This window comes from Nocardioides sp. L-11A, assembly GCA_029961745.1.
Classification (GTDB): domain Bacteria; phylum Actinomycetota; class Actinomycetes; order Propionibacteriales; family Nocardioidaceae; genus Nocardioides.
In genome coordinates, this window is record CP124680.1 from 965,682 (window position 1) to 987,253 (window position 21,572).

Annotated in this window: 23 protein-coding genes; 12 read left to right on the plus strand and 11 right to left on the minus strand. The window is 72.7% G+C overall.

What is annotated here, in order from left to right; all coding sequences use genetic code 11:
- Window positions 1–9 precede the first annotated feature (9 nt).
- Entirely contained in the window at window positions 10–738 is a 729-nt protein-coding gene (locus tag QJ852_04400; GenBank protein WGX97679.1) for a response regulator transcription factor, read from the minus strand.
- 128 nt (window positions 739–866) lie between these two features.
- Here QJ852_04400 and QJ852_04405 point away from each other — a divergent pair, with 128 nt between their 5' ends.
- The 4 genes from QJ852_04405 to QJ852_04420 are packed head-to-tail and all read left to right on the plus strand — an operon-like array spanning window position 867 to window position 4,593.
- Window positions 867–1,142 (plus strand): MoaD/ThiS family protein, encoded by a 276-nt coding sequence (locus QJ852_04405; GenBank protein WGX97680.1) that lies wholly within the window; start codon window positions 867–869, stop codon window positions 1,140–1,142.
- 41 nt (window positions 1,143–1,183) lie between these two features.
- The gene (locus QJ852_04410) at window positions 1,184–2,548 is read left to right on the plus strand and encodes an O-antigen ligase family protein (protein WGX97681.1); all 1,365 of its coding nucleotides are present in this window, start codon (window positions 1,184–1,186) and stop codon (window positions 2,546–2,548) included.
- Window positions 2,545–3,375, plus strand: a complete 831-nt coding sequence (locus QJ852_04415) for an FkbM family methyltransferase (protein WGX97682.1) — start codon at window positions 2,545–2,547, stop codon at window positions 3,373–3,375. The genes QJ852_04410 and QJ852_04415 overlap by 4 nt, the downstream gene beginning before the upstream one ends.
- Window positions 3,376–3,381: 6 nt before the next feature.
- Entirely contained in the window at window positions 3,382–4,593 is a 1,212-nt protein-coding gene (locus QJ852_04420; GenBank protein ID WGX97683.1) for a glycosyltransferase 61 family protein, read from the plus strand.
- Between the two features lie 26 nt (window positions 4,594–4,619).
- On the opposite strand, the gene QJ852_04425 is transcribed toward QJ852_04420, so the two are convergent.
- From QJ852_04425 to QJ852_04455, 7 genes are all read right to left on the minus strand, one after another.
- Entirely contained in the window at window positions 4,620–5,339 is a 720-nt protein-coding gene (locus QJ852_04425; protein ID WGX97684.1) for a sugar transferase, read from the minus strand.
- A 3-nt stretch (window positions 5,340–5,342) separates the two neighbouring features.
- Entirely contained in the window at window positions 5,343–6,077 is a 735-nt protein-coding gene (locus QJ852_04430; GenBank protein WGX97685.1) for a hypothetical protein, read from the minus strand.
- The gene (locus QJ852_04435; GenBank protein WGX97686.1) at window positions 6,074–7,264 is read right to left on the minus strand and encodes a glycosyltransferase family 4 protein; all 1,191 of its coding nucleotides are present in this window, start codon (window positions 7,262–7,264) and stop codon (window positions 6,074–6,076) included. Before QJ852_04435 ends, QJ852_04430 begins: the two co-directional genes overlap by 4 nt.
- A 15-nt stretch (window positions 7,265–7,279) precedes the next feature.
- Complete coding sequence (locus QJ852_04440) at window positions 7,280–8,263, minus strand: NAD-dependent epimerase/dehydratase family protein (GenBank protein WGX97687.1); 984 nt, start codon at window positions 8,261–8,263, stop codon at window positions 7,280–7,282.
- A 95-nt stretch (window positions 8,264–8,358) separates the two neighbouring features.
- Window positions 8,359–9,270 carry an SGNH/GDSL hydrolase family protein gene (locus tag QJ852_04445; protein WGX97688.1) on the minus strand — a complete coding sequence of 304 codons (912 nt, stop codon included), beginning with the start codon at window positions 9,268–9,270 and terminating at the stop codon, window positions 8,359–8,361.
- 62 nt (window positions 9,271–9,332) lie between these two features.
- A complete protein-coding gene (locus tag QJ852_04450; GenBank protein WGX97689.1) occupies window positions 9,333–10,175 on the minus strand; it encodes a methyltransferase domain-containing protein in 843 nt (280 codons plus the stop codon).
- A gap of 190 nt (window positions 10,176–10,365) precedes the next feature.
- Window positions 10,366–11,268 carry an SGNH/GDSL hydrolase family protein gene (locus QJ852_04455; protein WGX97690.1) on the minus strand — a complete coding sequence of 301 codons (903 nt, stop codon included), beginning with the start codon at window positions 11,266–11,268 and terminating at the stop codon, window positions 10,366–10,368.
- 192 nt (window positions 11,269–11,460) lie between these two features.
- On the opposite strand from QJ852_04455, the gene QJ852_04460 reads away from it, so the two are divergent.
- Window positions 11,461–12,744: a methyltransferase gene (locus QJ852_04460; GenBank protein WGX99529.1), complete on the plus strand. Its 1,284-nt coding sequence runs from the start codon at window positions 11,461–11,463 to the stop codon at window positions 12,742–12,744.
- 1 nt (window position 12,745) lies between these two features.
- The gene (locus QJ852_04465; GenBank protein WGX97691.1) at window positions 12,746–13,837 is read left to right on the plus strand and encodes a glycosyltransferase family 4 protein; all 1,092 of its coding nucleotides are present in this window, start codon (window positions 12,746–12,748) and stop codon (window positions 13,835–13,837) included.
- Window positions 13,838–14,004: 167 nt separating this feature from the next.
- Here QJ852_04465 and QJ852_04470 read toward each other — a convergent pair whose 3' ends face one another.
- The gene (locus QJ852_04470) at window positions 14,005–14,739 is read right to left on the minus strand and encodes an FkbM family methyltransferase (protein WGX97692.1); all 735 of its coding nucleotides are present in this window, start codon (window positions 14,737–14,739) and stop codon (window positions 14,005–14,007) included.
- Between the two features lie 90 nt (window positions 14,740–14,829).
- On the opposite strand from QJ852_04470, the gene QJ852_04475 reads away from it, so the two are divergent.
- The 3 genes from QJ852_04475 to QJ852_04485 are packed head-to-tail and all read left to right on the plus strand — an operon-like array spanning window position 14,830 to window position 17,315.
- The gene (locus QJ852_04475) at window positions 14,830–15,984 is read left to right on the plus strand and encodes a hypothetical protein (protein WGX97693.1); all 1,155 of its coding nucleotides are present in this window, start codon (window positions 14,830–14,832) and stop codon (window positions 15,982–15,984) included.
- 42 nt (window positions 15,985–16,026) lie between these two features.
- Window positions 16,027–16,698: a methyltransferase domain-containing protein gene (locus tag QJ852_04480; GenBank protein ID WGX97694.1), complete on the plus strand. Its 672-nt coding sequence runs from the start codon at window positions 16,027–16,029 to the stop codon at window positions 16,696–16,698.
- Window positions 16,695–17,315 carry a hypothetical protein gene (locus QJ852_04485; GenBank protein WGX97695.1) on the plus strand — a complete coding sequence of 207 codons (621 nt, stop codon included), beginning with the start codon at window positions 16,695–16,697 and terminating at the stop codon, window positions 17,313–17,315. Before QJ852_04480 ends, QJ852_04485 begins: the two co-directional genes overlap by 4 nt.
- Before the next feature lie 135 nt (window positions 17,316–17,450).
- Here QJ852_04485 and QJ852_04490 read toward each other — a convergent pair whose 3' ends face one another.
- Window positions 17,451–18,128: a CatB-related O-acetyltransferase gene (locus QJ852_04490; protein ID WGX97696.1), complete on the minus strand. Its 678-nt coding sequence runs from the start codon at window positions 18,126–18,128 to the stop codon at window positions 17,451–17,453.
- Between the two features lie 95 nt (window positions 18,129–18,223).
- Here QJ852_04490 and QJ852_04495 point away from each other — a divergent pair, with 95 nt between their 5' ends.
- Genes QJ852_04495 through fabG form a run of 3 tightly spaced genes read left to right on the plus strand, consistent with a single transcriptional unit; the run spans window position 18,224 to window position 20,591 of the window.
- Window positions 18,224–18,454: an acyl carrier protein gene (locus QJ852_04495; GenBank protein WGX97697.1), complete on the plus strand. Its 231-nt coding sequence runs from the start codon at window positions 18,224–18,226 to the stop codon at window positions 18,452–18,454.
- A 17-nt stretch (window positions 18,455–18,471) separates the two neighbouring features.
- Entirely contained in the window at window positions 18,472–19,842 is a 1,371-nt protein-coding gene (locus tag QJ852_04500) for a class I adenylate-forming enzyme family protein (protein WGX97698.1), read from the plus strand.
- On the plus strand, window positions 19,839–20,591 hold the full coding sequence (fabG, locus tag QJ852_04505) for a 3-oxoacyl-ACP reductase FabG (protein WGX97699.1): 753 nt from the start codon (window positions 19,839–19,841) through the stop codon (window positions 20,589–20,591). Before QJ852_04500 ends, fabG begins: the two co-directional genes overlap by 4 nt.
- 18 nt (window positions 20,592–20,609) lie before the next feature.
- Here fabG and QJ852_04510 read toward each other — a convergent pair whose 3' ends face one another.
- The gene (locus tag QJ852_04510; protein WGX97700.1) at window positions 20,610–21,572 is read right to left on the minus strand and encodes a hypothetical protein; all 963 of its coding nucleotides are present in this window, start codon (window positions 21,570–21,572) and stop codon (window positions 20,610–20,612) included.

Consider the following 21,572-nt stretch of genomic DNA (forward strand, 5'->3'; position numbering starts at 1 on the left):
ATGGCGCGATCAGACGCCGTGGTTCTCGACCTCGGGGGCCGGAGCGGACTCGGTGTCCTTGGTGGGCAGCACGAACCGGTACCCGACGTTGCGGACGGTCCCGATCAGGGTCTCGTTCTCGGGGCCGAGCTTGGCGCGCAGCCGCCGGACGTGGACGTCGACGGTCCGGGTGCCGCCGAAGTAGTCGTAGCCCCACACCTCCTGCAGCAGCTGCTGGCGGCTGAACACCCGACCGGGATGCTGGGCGAGGAACTTGAGGAGCTCGAACTCCTTGAAGGTGAGGTCGAGGGTGCGGCTGCCGACCTTCGCGGTGTAGGTGGCCTCGTCGACGACGACCTCGCCGGAGCGGATCAGGTGGGCGTCGGGGTCCGCGGCGTCGCGGGCCGCGGTGAGCCGCCCGATCGCCAGCCGGATCCGGGCCTCGAGCTCGGCCGGGCCGCAGGTGTGCAGGACGACGTCGTCCATGCCCCAGTCGTGGTGGACGACGGCGAGGCCGCCCTCGGTCACGATCAGGAGGACGGGGACGTCGGTGCCGGTTGTGCGGATCAGCCGGCACAGGTCGCGGGCTCCGGCGAGATCCTGGCGGCCGTCGACGAGCAGGAGGTCCGAGTCGGGTGCGTCGAGGAGGGCGCTGCCCTCGGCGGGCAGGATCCGCACCTGGTGGCCGAGCAGGGCGAGCCCGGGCAGCACCTCGGCCGAGGGCTGCAGGGCGCTGGTCAACAGCAGGAGCGTGCTCATCTGGCCTCCTCGCCGGCGCCGCGTCGCGGCGGCACCGAGTCGAGACCGAAACGCACCGTTGGGCCCCGGCCAGTTTTCTGATGGGGGACGATACCGACATAGGCACGCAGCGGGGAAGGGTCGTCGAGGTGAGTGAGACGCAGGTCATCCGGGTCCGGTACTGGGCGGCCGCCCGCGCGGCGGCCGGGATCGCGGAGGAGGAGGTGGCCGTCAGCGGACCGGTGAGCCTCGCCGAGCTGCGGGCCGAGGTGGTCGGCCGGCATCCGGGCACCCGGCTGCCCGACGTCGTCGGCATCTGCTCGGTGCTGGTCGGCGAGCGGCCGGTCTCCTCGGAGGACCCGGCGGCCGTGCTGGTCCGCCCCGGCGACGTCGTCGAGTTCCTGCCGCCGTTCGCCGGAGGCTGAGGACGCCTTCGCGGAGCGGCCGGACCTCCTATACTCCCCGGGTGCTCGCCTCCTCCCGAAAGCCCCGCCCGCCCGGGCGGTATCGGGCCGACAGCATGGCCGTCACGGCCTGCCTGGTGCTCCTGGCGGTGGTGCTGGCCGCGCTGGCCAGTCAGGGCACGATCGCGCTGATCGTGGCCGGTGCGGTGGCCTTCTACGTCCTGATGCTGGCGCTCGTCGGACGCGAGCGCACGGCGGTCTTCACGCTGATGGCGGCCTTCGCCACCGCGCCGATGTACAAGGGCCTGGCGCCCTCGGCCAGCTCGCTGGTGACCGCCACCGACGGCCTGGTGGCGCTCGGCGTCCTGCTGCTCGCCCCGTCGCTGTTCAACAAGCGGATCGAGGTCCCGGGCCTGTTCGCCTTCGGCGTGACGGTCGTGTTCGTGATGTCCTCGATCGCGTCGGTGGCCTCGCCGGAGCCCGCGAAGAGCTACCTCACCATGATCCTGTGGCTGGGCGTCATGGCCGGGCTGCCGGCGGTCTTCGCGATCTGGCGGCCGAGCGACGTCGTGTTCGACCTGCTGTGCTGGTGCTACGTCTTCGGGCACATGGTCAGCTTCGGCTACGCCATGTACTACGGCCCCTCCAACCAGGGTCGGTACGGCGGCCTGGCGACACATCCCAACTACTTCGCGCAGGGCGGCCTGATCACGTTCTGCGTGCTGCTCTACCTGCTCTACCGCCATCGCACCTGGCTCGTGCGGATCGTGATCGTCGGCGCCGGGGCCGTGTGCGGCGCGACGATCTACCTCAGCGGCAGCCGGGCGGCGATGGTGGTCGCCGCCGTCCTGATCCTGATGATCCCGGTCGTCGAGCGCTCGGCGATCATGGGCTTCCTCTACGCCATCGGCGGGGCGCTGTTCGTGATCGCGATCCCCATCCTGGTCGACATCAGTGGCGAGACGTCCTCGCTGGGCCGGTTGGTGGGCGGCAGCAGCTCGGGCTTCTCCGACCAGGCCCGCGAGCTCGGGCAGCAGAGCGGCATCGAACGGTTCCTGTCCCAGCCGTTCATCGGCACTGGGCTGATCGACCTGTTCGAGATCCACAACATGTACCTCGAGATCGCGGCGGCCATCGGCGTCTTCGGCCTCGCGGCGTACCTCTGCGTGATTTTCGTGTTCGCCCGGCCTTTGTTCAGTGACGTTCCGCATCGTCGGCTGTTGTATGTCGCGTGGGCCTTCATCGGGTTCGGCGCGACAGTGCCGGGCTTCTACGACCGCAGCATCTGGTTGCCCCTCGCCCTGGGTGCCGTGGCCGTGATGGAGTACCGCCGAACAACACCCTGGTTCCTGTCGGAACGACCGTCAGGAACGCCCCCCACGGCGCTCGCCCCGGCCGGCGCCGCCCCCCGAAAGGCTGATCGATGACGCTCGTCCGCAGCGGCGCCCACCTGGCCAAGCGTGTGCGCCAGACGCCCCAGTTGTTCCGCAACTTCCCGGAGGTGTTCTGGGACCTCGGGACGCACCGGACGCGCCTGCGCCGCAAGGAGATGACCTTCCGGATGCGCAACGGGTACGTCGTGACCTGCCCCAACGTCAACGGCGCCCGCTTCCCCCTCTACGAGATCTTCGCCGACGACGCCTACCACCTGCAGGAGCTCACCGCCGGTGTCGACGCCGACGCCGCCGTGCTCGACGTCGGCGGCCAGATCGGCAGCTTCTCGCTGGCGCTGGCCGAGGTGCTGCCGAAGAGCCGGATCCACGTCTACGAGGCGTCGCCGGTCTCCGCCTCGTACATCGGCCGCAACGTCGACGACAACGGCCTCGGCGCCACGATCACCGTCCACGGCGAGGCCATGGCCGGCGAGCCCGGCGAGTTCACCTTCGTCGACAGCGGCACGGCCAGCGGCCACAACGGCCTCACCGCGCCGGGCTGGATGAAGGAGCAGGGCGCCACCGAGGTGACCGTGCCCGCCCAGTCGTTCGACCGCGCGGTCGCCGAGATCGAGGCCGAGGGCCGCTCGGTGCAGATCGTGAAGATGGACGTCGAGGGCGCCGAGTACGACATCGTGCTGCGCAGCTCGCCGGCGTCGTGGGCCCAGGTGCGCAAGGTCGTCATGGAGTACCACCCGGTCGACGGGCACACGCTCGACGAGCTGCTGGCCTTCTTCGCCGCCGTCGGGCTCGAGCCCGGCCGCCACGACCCCGGCCTGCGCCCCGGCCTGGGGGTCATCTGGCTCTCGCGACCGGCCTGACGCTCCGTGAGCCGCCTGCCGTCGCAGCTGCAGCCGCTGTGGCCGGTCGTCAAACGGGGGCACCGCTGGGGTGCCCGGGTGCTGGGTGCCGCGGGCCGGCGTACGGTCGGACCGGCGCGCGGCCTGCCGCGCACCGGCAGCGAGCGGTCCCGCGACACCGCGCTGCTGGAGCCTGCGACCACCCGCATCGTGTCGGTCGGCGAGGCCTTCACGGTGCGGCGCACCCTGCCCGTCGGTGAGCCGCCGGCGCACTGGTACTTCGCGGACCGGCTGGAGCAGCGGGTCCCCGAGCGCTTCGTCCTGGAGCTGACGGAGGGGCGGCTGCAGGGCCGGCACGCCGCGGTCGTCACGACCGGCGGCGTGCTCGACCTGGAGACCAGCCACTACTTCGACATCGCCGGCTGGCGCGAGCACCCGGTGTTCTGGAACCCCCGCCCGCGGCCGGCCGCGCGGGTGGACGGCACCGTGGCGGTGCTCGCGGCCCGCGGCACCGGCCACAACTACTACCACTTCCTCATCGACGGCCTTCCGCGGCTGGCGATGCTGGACGCGGCCCATCCGGGCCTGCGGCCGGATCGCTGGGTCGTCGACACCGCCACGCGCTACCAGCGGGAGCTGATCGCGATGCTCGGTCTCGAGCAGGACCGGCTGGTCGCGCCGGGCCCCGGCTTCTCGCTGCAGGCCCGGCGGCTGCTGGTGCCGTCGCTGCCGAACGTGAGCACGCTGGTCTCGCCGGAGACCAGCGCCTGGCTGCGGGACCGGCTGCCGCCCAGGGCGGCGGCGAGCGGTCTGCCGGACCGTCTCTATGTCACCCGGGGGACGACCCCGAACACCCGTCGGATGGTCCAGGAGGAGGCCGTGGTCGCGCTGCTGCGCCGGCGGGGCTTCGCCGTCCTCGACCCCGGCACGGTGAGCGTCCAGGAGCAGATCGACCACTTCGCGGCCGCCCGGGTCGTGGTGGCACCGCACGGCGCGGCACTGACCAACCTGGTGTTCGCGCGCGACGGGGTCCGGGTGCTCGAGCTGTTCGCGCCGACCTATCTCAACGGCGGCTACTGGTCGATCGTCGGCAACATCCCCGAGAGCCGCTACCGGTACGTCGTCGGCGACGGTCCCCGGGCGTCCCGCCCCGGTCGTCCCCAGCGGGGCGTGATGGACGACATCGACCTGGCACCCGCCCGGGTGGAGCAGGCGCTGGACCGGCTGCTGGCCGACTGACCGCGAAGGTCAGCCTGCGGACAGGCTCAGGCGACCTCGGTGTTGTCGGCCCGCGGCGAGGCGTGCTCGTCGAGCGCGACGACGGAGCGGGAGCCGCTGTTGCGCGCGATGAGGTCCATGACCTCGGTGTAGCTGAGCGACGGCTTGAGGTGGGCGACGATCAGGACCGTGCGGAGCAGGATCGTGAAGTCGAGCCGCAGCCGGTAGCCGTCGATGACGGCGTGGCAGTAGGCACCCTCGATGCGCAGCCGCTCCGAGTCCGTGAGCGCGTCGCGGCCGACCAGCTGGGCGGGGCCGGTGAGGCCCGCCGCGGTGAGGAACCGGTCGCCGGCGTAGGAGTACTCGTCGAGCAGCGCGTTCATCACGTTGGTCGGCAGCGGCCGGTTGCCGACGATGCTCATCTTGCCGCTCAGGACGTGGACGAGCTGGGGGATCTCGGTCAGCCCGCACTTCTCGAGGAGGCGTCCGGCCCGGGTGTAGAGGGGGGAGTCGGGGGCGATGTTGAGGAAGCGGGTGCTGGTGACCGGCACCGTGTCGCGGTTGACCAGCCGGTCGGCGTTCTTGACCATGGTCCGGAACTTCACGACCTTGGTCGGATCCCCGCTCCCGACGAGGCGGTTGGACCGGTAGAAGACCGGCCGCCCCGAGGTGATCAGGACCAACAGCGCGCCACCGGCCACCGCCGGCAGCCACACCACCGCAGCCAGGCTGACCACGACCACGTCGAACACCCGCTTGATGTGCATCCGCTACTCCCGTGCTCTCCCGGTCGACCCGCTGTCCCTAGCGCCCCCCAGCGCGCTGCGGCCTCGTCCCGATGAGAGACTCAACGAGCGAAATGCGAAAGAGATACTCCTCACGGCCAGCCAAATTCGCGCGTCCGCTCCGACGGTCCGCCGGGCGTCGCCCAGGTCGGGGTCGAGAGCGGTGCGCGAGAGCCGGTCGTACGACGCGTGCAGGCGGTGCCAGGGCGCGCCGCCGCGCCCTGGGCGCAGACGTCCCGGGTAGAGCACGGCGAGCGTGGCCCCGTGACGCGCGGCCCGCTGCTGGAGCAGCTCCTCGAGCAGGCACTTCCAGCCGCCGTAGTAGCGCCGGTCGTCGCCCGGTGCGAGCGCGATGACGGTGGAGACGAGGACCACCTCGACCGGCCGGCCGCAGGCGAGCACGTCGTCGACGTAGGCGAGGTCGCGGCGGACCGCGGCGAGGTCGGCCTCGAAGTCGGGCTCCACCGGGTGGACCGGGCCGAGCGCCGCCACGACGAGGCGCACCGGGCCGTCGGGGAGCGCGCGGACCCGGTCGGCGAGGCCGTCGCCCGAGGCGTCGACGACGTCGGCCGGGGCGAGTCCGGTCGCGACGGCGACGGCCTCGACGTCGGCCGGGTCGCGCGCGATCGCCAGCAGCGGGGATCCACGGAGCTCGTCGGCGACGGCCCGGCCCAGCCGGGTCTTCGGGCCGAGGAGGACCGTCGCGGCCGGACGGCTCACCGGCCGGCCTGATGCAGGATGGTCTCGAACCGGTCGGCGCACCCGGCCAGCGCGAACTCCTGCTCCGCGAGGTCCCGCGACGCCTCGCCCAGCTCCTCGCGGAGCTCGGGGTCGGCGACGACCCGCGCGACCCAGGCGGCCGCCTCGGGCAGCGAGTGGGCGTCGGGGGCGACCACCGCCCCGCCGGCCTTGCTGATCAGGGCCGATGCGAGGTTCTCGCTCGGCATCATGCCCAGCACGGGCCGGCCCGCGCAGAGATAGGACAGGGTCTTGGACGGCACCGAGAAGGCGCCGGCCTGCTTGTCCAGCAGGACCACGAGGACGTCGCCGGAGCCGAGCACCTCGGACAGCCGCTCGTAGGGCTGGAAGGGCAGCAGCGTGACGGGTACGTCGAGCCGGCGGGCCTCGTCGCGGATCACCTCGATCGCCGGGCCCTCGTTGACCACGACCAGGCGGACCGGTCGGCCCGCGTCGATCACCTGGCGGGCCAGACCGACCAGCAGCGTCGGGTCGTGCTTGAGGCCGAGGGTGCCGGAGTAGAGCAGGGTGGCGGTGTCGTCGAGCTCCTGCTCCTTGGCCCAGCTGTTGGTGCGGGGCACCGGCACGATCTCGTCGAGCGGTGCCCAGTTGGGGATCACGGTGACCTTGTCGGCGGTGCCCCACTCCTCGTGGACGGGGACGAAGGAGGGCGCGATCACGACGATCGCCGCCGCGCGGCGCGAGACCCAGCGCTCGGCGATGCTGAAGGCGGTGGCGACGAACCGGAACAGCCCGCCGAGCTTGTCGCCGGCGAAGGACCGCACCGCGACGGCGTAGACGTCCTGGTGCCACAGCACCCATGGCCGGCGCAGCAACGCCATGCCCAGCGCGAACACGACCAGGGTCGGGATCTGCGCGTTGGACAGCATCGCCGTGTGGGCCCGGGTGCGGCGCACCTGGCGCAGCAGCTGCCAGCCGACGACCGCCTCGATCAGGACCCGCTTGGCGAAGCGGTCCTTGGCGATCGGATCGGTCGGGCCGACCGGGTCGAAGACCAGCGTCTCGCCCGCCTCGGCCCGCAGGTGACCCTTGCCCGACACCCACCCCGGGCAGAAGGAGTGGGTGACGGCGTGCCCCCGCCGGGCGAGCTCACGGCTGAGCTCGACCTGGAACGGGTGCCCGGAGTAGTCGTGGACGAGGATGCGCACGTCGGGGAGGAGCGCTCAGCCCTGGGCGCGCTTGACCTGGTCGTAGACCCACGCGTAGGTCTTCGCGAGACCGTCGGCCAGGGTGATCGACGGCTCCCAGCCGAAGACCTCGTTGATCATCGTGTTGTCGGAGTTGCGCCCGCGCACGCCCTGCGGCGCGGACAGGTCGTACTTCCGCTCGCACTTGATGCCGGCGATCTCCTCGACGATCGAGTAGAGCTGGTTGATCGAGACCAGCTCGGCCGAGCCGAGGTTGATGGGCTCCTGGAGGTCGCTCGCCAGGATCATCTGGGAGCCCCGCACGCAGTCGTCGACGTACATGAAGCTGCGGGTCTGCTCGCCGTCGCCCCAGATCTCCAGCTCGTGCCGGCCGGAGATGACCGCCTCGGCGATCTTGCGGCATACGGCGGCGGGCGCCTTCTCGCGACCTCCGGTCCAGGTGCCCTCCGGACCGTAGACGTTGTGGTAGCGGGCGGTGCGCGTGATCAGGCCGAAGTCCTCGGCGAAGTGGCGGGCCATCCGCTCGCTGAAGAGCTTCTCCCAGCCGTAGCCGTCCTCCGGCATCGCGGGATAGGCGTCGGCCTCCCGCAGCGCGGTCACCGCGGTGTCCGTCTGCTTGTCGGCGGCGTAGACGCAGGCCGAGGAGGAGTAGAAGTAGCGCTCGACATCGTACTTCTGGGCCGCCTGGAGCATGTGGGTGCTGGTCAGCACGGTCAGCATGCACAGGGCCTTGTTGTTCTCGATGAAGCCCATGCCGCCCATGTCGGCGGCGAGCATGTAGACCTCGCGCGCGCCGGCGGTCGCGGCCTCGGCGGCGTCGAGGAGGGAGAGGTCGGCCTGGACGTTCTCCGCGTCGGCGTGGACCTGGTACCACTCGTCCTGCGGCTTCACGTCGACCACCCGCACGGACTTGCCCTGCGCCAGCAGGTCGGCCGCGAGATGTCCTCCGATGAAGCCGCCGCCACCGGCGACCAGCACGTCCACAGGCCGAGCCGTCATGTTCCCTCACTCCTTTACGTTTCAGCCCCCCAGCTGCATGCGGATCTCAACGACCCAGGGGCGTCCACGTCACGGGACCTCAGTCCCGTTCGTCCTCAATTCCCGAGGACGTCGAGGAGGAGGCCGGCGACGAGCTCCTGCTCCTCGGGGTAGGGGTGGTACGGCGCGCCGTCGGGTCGGGGCGGGACGGCCCCGGCGATCCACGGATCCGCGGAGCAGATGTCGTGCCCCTCGCTGGCCGTCCACACGTCGACGTACGCGGCGCCGCTCTTGCGGGCCGCGGAGGAGACGGCGCTGTTGAGCGAGACGAGGGCGTCGTAGGCGAAGGGGACGTCGCCCGCCGCGAGCGGGAGCTGCGCGCAGCCCGTGGTCGCGGGAAAGGTCTGCGGATAGCCGACCAGGAGGATCCGGGCGTCGGGGGCCCGGTCGCGGACGGCGGTGACCACGTCGACGAGCCGGTCCCGGATCGTGCCGATGTTGTCCAGGGACTCCGGGTTCTCCGCCACGAGATCGGCGCACGGAGACCCGGTCCGGTCCTGCTGGCCGGCAAGGACGCAGTTGACGACGAGGACGCCGAACACGTTGAAGTCGTTGCCGCCGAGCCCGATGGTGACGAGCGCGGTGTCCTCGCCGACCGCGTCCAGCTGCGGGGGCACCGCGTCGCCGCGCGACGGCTGCTGCGCAGCGGTGACGTTCTCCGTCGTGGCGCCGCCGCAGCTGACGTCGGTCAGCTCGAGGTCGAGCGCGCGGGCGATGCGGTGGGGGTAGTTGTCGAGCGAGCGCAGACACCCGCCGGAGGCGGGATCGAGCTCGCCGGTCAGATAGCCGGCGGTGTAGGAGTCCCCGAGTGCGACGTACCGGTCGCCGGCCTCGATCGGCCGGTCCGGATTGCCCTCCGGCACGCGCCGGGCCGTCGGGCATCCGGCCAGGAGCAGGGCGAGCGCGACGACGACGGCCGCGCTGCCGCCGCGCGTCGGGATGCCTCGACGTCGTGCGTGGCGATGCATGCCGGACAACCTACGTCGGCCCGTACAGGCGGCGCGGCCCCGGCGGTCGGCTTGGGCTCGGTTCAGACGGGCTTGCGGGCGGTGACGTCGAGGACGATGCGGGGGGCGAGCCCGCGGTCGACGAACTGGTCCATCACCTTGCTGCCGGCCTTGAGCGCCCGGCCGCGCAGGCCGGCGAAGTAGAGGTAGAGCTCCGAGGAGAGGCTGTAGCGGGCCTTCGGCGTCGCCACGACGTCGGTGTAGCCCAGCCGGGTGAGCTGCAGCTCCATGCTGGCGGGCGTGTGCAGGATCCGGTGGTGGGTCGGCAGCCGGCGGTCGGACACCTTGGTGACCCGGCCGTCGGTCGCCTTGGCCACCCCCAGCGCCGCCTTGTCGGCGAAGGTCCGGTGCGGCGTCTGCAGCACCAGACAGCCGCCCGGGCGGAGCAACGTGAGGGCGTCGGCGAGCAGGTGGTCGCCGTTCGGCACGTGGGCCAGCACGCACCACATGGTGACGATGTCGAACTCGTCGCGGTGCCCGAGGGTGCCGATGTCGCCGAGCTCGAGCCGGACGCCGTGCCGCTCCTCGGCCAGGCGTACGGCGGCCGCCGAGGTCTCGTTGCCGAAGACCTCGCACCCGAACTCGTCGCGGGCCAGCTGCAGGAAGCCGCCGTCGCCGGCGCCGACGTCGAAGACCCGGGTCCCGCGTCCCGACCCGACCAGGTCGAGGCTGGCCCCGAGCATCTCGCGCCAGATCTCCGGCCGGCCGCCGTCGCGCTTGGCGGCGACGTATGCGGCGTACAGCTCCGGGGTGATCTGCTCCTCGTCGACCACCTGCGGCGGTGCGTCGTCGAACTCGCCGTGCGCGGACATCCCGCAGACCGGGCAGGTCACGATCGTGCGGCCGGTAGCGCGGGAGGCCGGCATCCTGCGAATCCGCTGGGATCGGCACGCCGGGCACTGCTGGACGTCGGGCATGGGGCTCCTTCGCGCGAATGGGCCGGGCGGGTGCCGGGTGGGCGCCGGGTGGGGCACGGCCTCGTCGGCGGGACGGATCCTAGGGCACGACCTCGCGGGTCGCGCCCGCATTGCTCGCATTGCGCGTGCTGCGCGCGGCTCACTCCAGCGTGTCGGTGAGGAGGTCGGCGACGGCCTGCTGCTCCTCGGGGAAGGGGTGATAGGCGAAGGCGTCGCCCCGCTCCGGCTCGGCCCCGGCGATCCACGGCTCCTCGGCGCAGATGTCGTGTCCGTCGGTCGCCGACCACACGTCGACGTACTCGACGCCCATGGTGTCGGCCGCCGTCCGCAGCGTCTCGGTGACCTCGCGCGCGGCGCCGTAGGCGAAGTCGACGTCCCCCTTGGCGATCCGCAGGTCCGGGCAGGGCCGCGCCGGCGGGAAGGTCTGCGGGTAGCCGATGAGGATCACCCGGGCCCTCGGCGCCTTCGCGGCGACCGTGCGGACGATCCGGGCGAGCGCGTCGCCGACGGCGGCCAGGTTCCGCTCGCCCTTGTCCTCGGTGCCCTCGGCGAGGTCGGTGCACGGCGATCCGTCGGGATCGCTCTCGGCGAGGCTGACGCAGGTGCCGATGACGATGCCGTACAGGTCGATGTCGTTGGCGCCGACGCTGAGGGTGACCAGGTCGGTGTCCTCGGTGACCGCCCCGATCTGCGCGGGGATCTCCGTCCCGCCGTCCTTCTCCTGCGGGGAGAGGACGTCGCGACTGGTCGCGCCGCCGCAGCTGGCATCGACGAGGTCGAGGTCGAGCCGCTCGGCGACCAGCCTCGGGTAGTTCGCCAGCGAGCGCAGGCAGGCCCCGGACGCCGGGTCCGTCTCGCCGGTGAGGTACGCCGCGGTGTACGAGTCGCCCAGCGCGACGTAGCGGTCACCGGCCGCGATGCTCCGGCCCTTGTTGGCCGCGGCGTCGTGGCGGGGCTCCTCGTCGGGACCGCCGCAGGCGACCAGCAGGCCACCGGCCACGAGGAGGGCGAGGCTGACGGAGGCGGCTCGCCGACGACTCATGGGGCTCGATGATACGAGCCGCGGCCCAGCGGGCCGCCATCCGCGTCCCGACGGAACCTGGTCGGCGTCCGGACGTTGTCCCTAGAGATTTCGCCCGTAGGCGACGGCGTCGCGAGCGGCGCGCAGAGGCGACACCGAGGGGCGCGAGCTCCTAGGATTCGCCGGACCCCCAGGAGGAAGTGGCACGTGGACATGGCCCCCGCAGAACCCGACGAGGTCGCCCAGTCGACCCCCGCCCAGCACGTCCAGGACGAGGAGGCGGCGTGGCGCGCCATCGTCGCCGACGTCCTCGGCGACGGGGCCGAGCTGGTCTCGGTGAGTCGGTACATCACCGACAGCCGGACCTATCGCACCGCCGACAGGCTGGCGAAGATCCGCCGGATCGACCCGGCGTGGCCGGCGGACGCGGGCATGGAGGTCGAGGCCGGGTTCCTGCGCTCGCTGGGTCGCCAGGTCGACTACACCCAGCGTGACGGCTGGGAGGTCTCGCTGCAGGAGGTGCTGCCGGGCAGCACCTTCAGCAGCCACCTGTTCGACCAGCAGGAGACGTCGTTCACGACCGGCGACCGGATGCGGGTGCTGCGCTCGCTGGTGCCCGAGCTGCGGGCGCTGCACCGGCAGGGCATCTCCCACGGCGACCTGCGCACCGACAACATCCTGGTCGAGGGAGAGGCGGTGCGCCTCGTCGACTTCGACCGCGCGGCCCGCACGTCGCCGCGCCGCGCGGCGTTGCGCGACTGGGTGGGGGTGGGCGGTAGCCCGACGCCGTTCTGGAAGCTCGCGGCGGTCTCCCTCGCGCCGAAGAGCCTCACCGCGGCCCGTCGGCTGCGCTACCAGCTGGTCAAGAACCGGCCCGCGGCCACGGTCCCCGGCGAGCCGCGCGACGTCGCGCGACTGCGCGACGCCTGGCACCTCGCCGAGCAGTCCGCCGCCAACGCGCGCGGTCAGGGTCTGGCCTACTACGCCTTGAGCTACCGCGGCCGGCACCTCTCGGGTGAGCGCGCCTGGCCGCTGCGCTGGGACCCCATCGCGGCCTCGGTCGACTTCACCGGCAAGCGGATGCTCGAGCTGGGCTGCAACATGGGCCTGCTCTCGAACTTCGCGAAGATGCACGGCGCCGTCGAGACCCACGGCGTCGACCACGACCACACCATCGTCGACGCGGCGCGCGCCGTCGCCGACGCCTTCCAGACCGGCTCCACCTTCGAGCAGCTCGACCTGATGGGCGCGGAGAAGTGGGAGGAGCGGCTGTCGGGCTACGACCTGGTCACCGCCCTGTCCGTCGTGCACTGGCTGCCGGACCGCGACCGGGTGCTGCGCTTCCTCGCCCAGCACGCCGAGCTGCTCTACGAGGGCCACGACGAGCTCCCCGACGAGATCGCGCTGCTCAACTCGCTCGGCTTCGACCGGGTCGACGTCGTCCTGCGCACGGAGCGGGACCGGCACGTCCTGTACGCGCGGCGCACGGGCGGCTGACGTGGCGCTCGCCGTCGCGGCGGCGCGCAGGGACGCCGAGCCCCTGCGCGTCGTCATGCTGGCCACCGGTCTGACGGGCTACCTCGATGCGAAGTTCCGTGCCCTGGTCGGGCGCGGGGTCGAGCTGTTCGTGATCACCCAGGCCAAGCGGGACAATGTCGCCTACGAGCGGTTCCCGCTCGAGGACGTCGCCCGGGTGCACGCGTGGCACGAGCTGCCGACGGGGGAGGAGCTCAACCGCCTCGTCGACGACTTCGCGCCGCACGCGATCCTCGTGCACTCCTGGCACATCCCGCCCTACCGCGAGGTGCTCAAGGGCCGTCAGGACCGGTGCCTGCGGGTCTGCTGGATGGACAACAACTGGCTGGGCACCCCCCGCCAATGGGTCGGCCGGGCGACCTCGCGCTGGTTCCTGCGGCCGATGTTCGACGCCGCGATGGTGCCGTGCGAGCGGACCGAGACCTTCGCCCGCCACCTGGGCTTCGCGCCGGACACGATCCTGCGCGGCAGCCTGTGCGCCGACACCGACCTGTACGGCGCCGGCCCGTGGCCCGGCGCCGAGCTGGCCGGCCGCGGCGCCTTCCTGGCGGCGCTGCGGATGGTGCACCACAAGGGCGCCGACGTCCTCGCCGACGCCTACCGTCGCTACCGCGCCGCCGTGACAGAGCCGTGGGACCTGCACCTGGCCGGCGTGGGGCCGCTGGAGGCGGACTTCGACGGCGTGCCCGGCGTGGTCCGGCACGGGTTCGTGCAGCCGCGCGACCTGGCCGGCCTGTTCCACCGCAGCAGCGCCTACGTGAACCCGTCCCTGGCCGAGCCCTACGGCGTCGTGCTGCACGAGGCCACCGCGGCCGGCCTGCCGGTGATCACCTCCGACATGGTCGGCGCCGCGCCGACGATGGTCCAGGACGGCGTCAACGGCTACCTCTACCCGACCGGGGACGCCGTCGCGCTCGCCGACCGGATGGCCCGCATCAGCACGGCCGGCCCGGCGCGGCTCGAGGAGATGTCGGCGGTCAGCAAGGCGCTGTCGATGCGGCTCTCCCCGGCCGCCTGGGCCCGCAACGTGGAGGACTTCCTGCGCTCCTGCTGAGCCTCGATCCGTGGATGGCCACCTACTACGCGACACTCCAGCGGCGCGTTCGCGGCGTTGCGGACGCTCGACAGCCAACCAGGATGCCTTCGCGCCCGCGCCTTGCGCCCGCACCCCTGGAGTGCCGCTCGCGACGGCGCCCATCCACGGATCCAGGCTGAGCCCGCTCAGCGCTCCCGGAAGAAGACCCCGTCGGCCTGGAGCACCGCGCCCGACGCCGCGGCGAACCCGGGCTCCAGCCCGGTCAGGACGAACCCGGCGTCGTACATCCGGGTGATCGCCTCGTCGACGAGCATGCCGCCCTCGTAGGTCGTCGTGAACGACAGCTCCAGCTGGACGCCGACGCAGTGCGCCAGGGTCCGGGCCGCGCCGTCGAGCACGGGGCGCTCGAAGCCCTGGGTGTCGACCTTGAGGAAGATCCGCTCCCCGCGGACCGGGAGCTCCTCCACCAGGTCGTCGAGGCGGCGCACGCGCACGGTCTCCGTGCCCACGTACCCGACGTGCGGGGCGGCCGCGGCGTGGCGCTCGCCCATCGGCAGGAAGGAGCTGCTGTCGCTGTTGGACGCGACGTGGATGTCGGCCGTGCCGTTCTCGGCGCCCAGGCCCACCTGGACGGTGTGCCAGCGCGGATCCGTGGCCGCGGCGGCCGAGAGGGCCGCGTACGGCGCGCTCATCGGCTCGCAGGACACGATCGGGCCGCGGTAGCCGAAGTGGCGCAGCTCGGTGCCGTAGGTGCCCTTGGCGGCGCCGACGTCGAAGACCAGGTCCACGTCGCGGGCGTCGAGCTGGGTCTGCAGGCGCACCGCCGGGTGACGGCGGACGACGAAGCCGCGGTCCGCGACGACCTGGATCGCCGAGCGCAGGGCGCGCGAGGTGAGCTGCCGTCCCAGGTTCTGCTCCATGGGTGCACACCGTAGCGGTGGTCCGCCGTCCGGCGTGCGGCTATGCTGCGGCCCTTCCTGGATCGCGACCGTGGGGTGTGGAGAGGTGTGATGACGACCGTTCTCGTCGAGCCGAGTCCGGTCGGACACCGGTTCCAGGCCGTCGCCAATGTCGCCCGGGTCGCGCTCCGCAGCGGGGACGTCGTCCTGCTGACCTCGCGCGGGGCCACCGAGCACGAGGCCTTCGGCGACTATCTCGGCGACCTCGACGTCCGCGTCGAGGAGGTGTTCGATGGCGTCCTGCCGGCGACCCGCGTGATGGCCGCCGCGGCGGCCGAGGTGTGCCGGCGTGCGCCGGCCGCGCCGGGGGAGCGGCACACCATCGTGGTGATGGACGCCGACCAGGCGCTCAAGCGCTGGTGGTTCGAGGCGCCCCGCATCCTGCGCGGGATCACCCCGCGCCCGCGCGTGGTGTTCATGCTGACCCGCTACCCGGCCAAGCTGGGCCTGGGCGACACGACCGGCTGGAAGCTGCGGATCCCGAAGGCGACGCTGGCCGTCGCGGCGATGGCGACCCGCACGCTCGACCGCACGGCGGGCTTCGCCGGTCGTGACGACCTGACCCCCGGCTGGATCGTGAAGCGCACCCGCGACCCCGACCTGTGCGACGCGCACTCCCGCGACCGCGCCCGGCACCGCGCCGAGCTCGACCTGCCGGCGGAGCGCCGGATCGCGGGCATCTTCGGGGTGATCAACGAGCGCAAGAACGCCCGGCTGGTCTGGGAGGCGATGGGGGAGGCCGGCCTCGACGCCGACCTGCTGCTCGCCGGCCCGATCGCGCCCGAGGTGCTGGCCTGGGCCGAGGCGCTGCCCGCGCAGGAGCGCGGCCGGGTGATCGTGCGCGACGGCTTCCTGGCCGGCGACGTGCTCGACCGGCTCGTGGCGTCCGTCGACGTGGCACCGATCATCCTGACCAACAACGGGCCCTCCGGGATCATGGGCAAGGCGCTCGCCGCCGAGGTCCCGGTCGTCACCGCCGGCTCGCGGGTGCGGGCGCGCGAGCTGGTCGCGACCGACGCCGGCGAGGTCGCCGAGCTCGACGCGCCGAGCATCGGGGCCGCGATCGCCCGGGTGTTCGCCTATCCGCCCGACCGGGAGCGCGCCAACACGATCCCGCCGGCGACCGCCGAGGAATTCGCGGAGAACCTGCTGGGCGTCGACTCGTTGGGACGGGTACGCCGTCCTCGCTCGCGCCAGCGCGCCTGACCGAGCAGCGGCCCCCACGATCCCCCAGGAGGCGTTCCCCCGATGAGGCTTCACCCGTCCGAGCACCCGCGGCTCTACGCCGCCGCCCGCGCGACCGCGCACGCGGTCAACACCCCGATCGCCAAGCGGCGGATGGGGAAGGCCGCGGCGGCGGCCCAGCGCCCGATCAAGCTCGAGATCGGCGGCCTCTCCGACCGGGCCGGCTGGCTGGTCGTCAACGTCAACGCGCGCACCCGCAACTACCTCGACGCCACCGGGCCGTGGCCGTTCGAGGACGGCGCGCTCGACGTCGTGTACGCCGACAACATGATCGAGCACGTCCCGCTGGAGGCCGGCCGCCGGATGTTCGCGGAGGCCTACCGCTGCCTGCGGCCCGGCGGCGTGATCCGGCTCGTGACCCCGGACCTCGGCAAGCACGTCGAGCTCTACCTCGCCGGCAGCCGCTCGGTCGAGGACGAGGTCGGCGGCTTCTACCGCTCGCTCGGCCTGACCGTCGAGCACCCCACCGACCTGGTCCGGGTGCCGATCGCCTCCTTCGGCCACCACACCGGCTACCTGTACGACGTCGCGTCGCTGTGCGCCGAGCTCACCAAGGCGGGCTTCGCCGACGCCCAGGAGTGCTCCCTGTCCGACAGCCGGCACGACGCGCTGCGCGGACTCGACAAGCGCACCGGTGAGGGCGGCGCGCAGATGGCGATCGAGGCGGTCCGGTGAGCTCCCCGGCCGACGGTCCGGTGGCGGGTCTCACCACGTCGGCGGGCCTCGGCTTCCGCGACCTGGTGTTCTCCGACCTGCTGCGCTACCGGCCCGACGTGCGACCGTCGTGGCCGGCCGTCGCGATGAAGGCGGTGTCCAACCCCGGCCTGGTCGCCTCGGTCATCCTGCGGGCCCAGCAGATCGCCGTCCGCCGCGGCCGGACCCGGCTGGCCTTCCTGCTCCGCTCCATCGGGATGATGCTGGTGAGCGCCGACTTCGTGCCGGGCATGGACGTCGGCCCGGGCCTGCTGATGCCCCACCCCAACGGCGTCGTGATCGGCAACGGCCTGCGGGTCGGGGCGAACGTCACCTTCGGCGGCGGCGTCACCGCAGGCGTGAAGCAGCCGGACACGCCACCGGAGGAGGACGGCTTCCCCACGGTGTGCGACGGAGCGATCGTGCTCGCGAACGCGGTCCTGGTCGGCAAGGTGACCGTGGGCCGCTACGCCCAGGTCGGCGCCAACTCCGTGCTGCTCTCCGACGCCCCGGAGCGCGCGGTGATGTTCGGGGTGCCCGCCCGCAAGGTCGCGGTCCGCGAGGCGATCATCCCGGGCTCGTACGAGCGGATCGAGTAGCCGACCGAGGTCGGCCGCACGGCCGGCAGCGTGGCGCACGGCCGCGAAGCGGCACGGTGTGAAGCCCGCGGGGCGAGCGAAGCGAGGCCCCGGGCGGCGAGCGCCGTCTGCGACACGCTCGGCCCAACAAGTCAGTCAGCGGCAGATCTCGCAGGAGGGCGGCCCGAGCTGCGGGTCGTGCGCGGCCACGAACTCCTCGACGCGCGGCGAGTGGATGATGCCCTTGTGGGCGGCGACCTTGTCGACGTCCCAGTCCCACCACCTGATCCGCAGCAGCGCCTCCCGGACGGGCTGCTCGAAGCGGTACTTGATGTGCTTGGCGGGGTTGCCGCCGACGATCTCGTAGGGCTCGACGTCGCGCACCACGACGGCACGCGTGGCCACGATCGCGCCGTCGCCGATGGTCACGCCGGAGGAGACGATGGCCTCGTAGGCGACGAACGCGTCGTGCCCGACGGTGATCGGCCCCTTGTTGTGGATGGCGTCCGGAGCCTGGACCCACTCGCCGTTCTCGACGTGCGCGTGGACGGTCGTGACCCAGTTCGCGTGGTGCAGGCCGCCCGGCATGAAGATCGCCGTCGGGTTGACGCCCGCGTAGCTCTTCACGTGAACGGGCTGGCCGTCGTTCTCGACGGTCTCGACGATCTTCATCCACGGGTAGGACGGGTACTCGAAGGTGAGCAGCCGCTCGTCGAGCTCGTCGAAGTGACGCAGCTGGGGGCCGTCCACCCAGCGTCGGACGCTTCGCCTGAGCCGGGCGGCGATCTTCTCGCGGACGGTCCTGGGAGCAGGGACGCGCATGTCGGCGGTCATGGGAGAGGAGGCTACCGGTGGAACGCCCGTCGTGACGTCCGAGTTGCGGCTATGGTTGGCCCGCCATTTCCGGGCGAGACGAGGAGCACGCTGGCATGCAGGATCGGGTCGAGCAGGTCGTTCGAGAGTTCGTCGCGCGGGTGAAGCCCGAGGCCGGTGAGATGACCGTCGAGACGCCGCTGTACGCCGACGGCGTGGGTCTGGACTCCCTGGAGGCCGCCGAGCTCTCCGCCGTCCTCGAGGACGAGTTCGGCACCGACCCCTTCCAGGGCGAGACCATGCCCGAGACGCTGAGCGACATCGTCTCGTTCTACGCGACCGCCTGAGCCGGGCCCGGACCCGCGTGATCGAGTTCCTGCGCCGCGGCGCGGAGACCGGGCCGGAGCGGCCGGCCGTGGTCACCCACGAGCGGAGCGTCTCGTACGCCGAGCTGCTCGCGATGGCCGAGCGGGCCGCGACCGGGCTGGCGGCGCTCGGCGCCGACCGGATCGCCCTCGCCGACCACGAGGCGGCGCCGGTCGTCGCGATGATGGCCGCCGGCGCGGCGACGGGGGTGGAGGTCTGCCTGCTGCCGCCCGACGACGCGGAGCAGGTGCTCGAGCTGGTCGCGCGCTTCGACCACCCGGTGGTCCTCACCGATCGCGACGACCTGCCGGGGGCCGCACTGCCCGACGGGGTACGTCGGGTCGGCCTCGCCGAGCTGCTCGCGACTCCCGCGCAGAGCGCTCCCGGCGACCTGCCCGCGCACCGGCCGCACCTGGTGCTCACCACCGGCACGACCGGCGCACCGCGCGGCGTCCGGCACGACTGGGGCCGCCTGGTCCGCACCACCGCGCACGTGCGGCCCGCCGCCGACGAGCGTTGGCTGCTGGCGTTCGGGTTGCACCAGTTCGCAGGGCTCCAGGTGCTGCTCCATGTCTTCGCCGCCGGCGCGACCCTCGTCGCTCCGGCGCCGCGCCGTCCGCGCGAGGGTCTCACGGCCATGCGGGAGCTCGGCGTGACCCACGCGAGCGCCACGCCGACGTACTGGCGCTTCCTGCTCGCCGAGCTGCGCGCTGACGGGGGACCGGTCCCCGGCCTGCGCCAGATCACGCTGGGCGGCGAGGCGATCCCCGGCCCGCTGCTGGGCGAGCTCGCGACGACCTTCCCCGACGCCCACGTCTCCCAGGTCTACGCCGCGTCCGAGTTCGGCTCCACCGGGTCGATGCGCGACCGCCGCGCCGGCCTGTCGACCGCGGTGCTGGAGCGCGGCGAGGACGCCGACATCGCGCTGAAGGTCGTCGACGGCGAGCTGTGGATCCGCTCGCGGACCGGCATGGTCGGGTACTACGGCGAGCCCGACATCGACCCCGAGGAGTGGCGGCCCACCGGCGACCTGGTCGCCGTCGAGGACGGCCGCCTGGTGTTCCTCGGCCGCTCCTCGGAGATCATCAACGTCGGCGGGGTGAAGGTGCACCCGCTCGTCATCGAGGAGCGGATCGGCGCCGTGCCGGGCGTCGACGTGGCCCGGGTCTACGGGAGGCGGAACCCGATGACGGGTCAGATCGTTGCGGTGGAGGTGGTGGCGTCCGCAGGCGCGGACACCACCGCGATCGACGCCGCCATCCGGGCGGCGTGCGCCGACCTCCCGTCGGCGTCCCGCCCCCGCAGCATCCGGTTCGTCGACGAGGTCAGCACGACCGGGAGCAAGATCGTCAGGAGACAAGCACCGTGAGCGAGACCAGCACCGCCGAGCCGCGCGTCGTCGTCGTCACCGGCGGCAGCCGGGGACTCGGGGCCGGCATCGTGCAGGCCTATCTCGACGACGGCGACATCGTCGCTACCTGCGCCCGCAGCAGCACGCCCGAGGTGGAGAAGTGGCAGGGCGACCCCGCCGTCGCCGACCGCTTCCTGTTCCGGCCGGCCGACGTGTCGAGCTCGGCGGACTGCGCGGCCTTCGTCAACGCCGTCATCGAGAGGTACGGCCGCATCGACGTGCTGATCAACAACGCCGGCGTCGCGCGCGACGGCGTGATCGGGCTGACGTCCGACGAGGACATCGACGTCGTGGTCGACCTCAACGTCAAGGGCTCGCTCTACATGGCCCGCCAGGTGAGCCGCCGGATGATGGTCAGGCGCAGCGGCACGATCGTCAACATCTCCTCGGTCGTCGGCCGCTCCGGCTACCGCGGCCTCGCCGTCTACAGCGCCACCAAGGCCGCGCTGGAGGGCATGACCCGCGCGCTGGCCCGCGAGCTCGGCACCCGCGGCATCACGGTCAACGCGATCGCGCCCGGCTACCTGCGCACGGAGATGAGCCACGGTCTCGACGAGGAGCAGCTCCAGCAGATCGTCCGTCGTACGCCGGCCGGGCGGCTCGGCGACCCCGAGGACATCGCCCGCGCCTGCCAGTTCCTCACCGACCCACGCAACACCTACCTCACCGGCCAGGTGCTCGTCGTCGACGGCGGCCTGACCGGCTGACCGGGCCCGCCGCCCGGGTCAGTACCAGGGGCGGCGCAGCCCCCGGGCGGCCGCGTAGGTGCCGTAGGCGAGCTCGGCGGCCCGCCGGACCCGACGCGTCTCGTAGGGCGCGGCCAGCGCGGCGTCGTACCGCGTCAGGGCCTGCTCCCAGGCGACCTGCAGCGTCTGCGCGGGATCGGAGTCGGGCCGGATCCGGCGGGCGACGTGGGTCCACAGCTGCTCGTCGAGGCGGGTACGCCGGGCGAGCAGCTCCTCGGTGCGCCCGTCGAGCTCGGGCCCGAGACGTGGGCGGCGCCGGCGCGGCACCGAGACCCGCTCGTTGAGCCGGATGTCGGGCAGCTCGAGCCCGATCGCCTCGCCCAGGTGCTCCAGGAAGCGCGGGTCCTCGACCAGGCCGACATGGTCGAAGCGGTCGAGCGAGTCGAGTGCGGCGCCGAGGACCTCCTCCTCGTGGCGGTCCTCGATGAACGACGTCGGCGTCAGCAGCGGGTGCGGCCACGCGAGGAAGCGGGTGATCGTGTTGTCGATATTGGGCGCGATCATGGCGTGGTCGAGGTAGTCGCCGAGCCGGCCGCGGGCGACCCGGAAGGCCACCGAGCCCGCATGCCCGAAGTGGCGCAGGTCGAAGTCGGACAATGCGCGGCTGTGCACCCACTGCGAGAGCACCCGCAGCCGCGGGTGCCGCAGGATCGTGACCTCCTGGCGGTCGTCGTACCGCGCGCGGGTGGTGCCGGGCGCGACGTGGCCGGTGATGAAGTCGCCGTCCTCGGGCAGTTCCTCCGGGCTGCGCACGAAGGTCGCGGCCGCCTGCGGGCGGAGCGCGTCGAACCGGTCGTAGCCGCCGACGAGGGAGAGGTCGACGCGGTAGACGGTCGTCGCGTCCGCGGGCAGTGCCGCCACGATCGCGTTGCGCACGGAGGTGCCGGCGCACTTCGGGATGTGGTTGAAGATGAGAGGTCGTTGGGGGGACGGCGCGCTCAC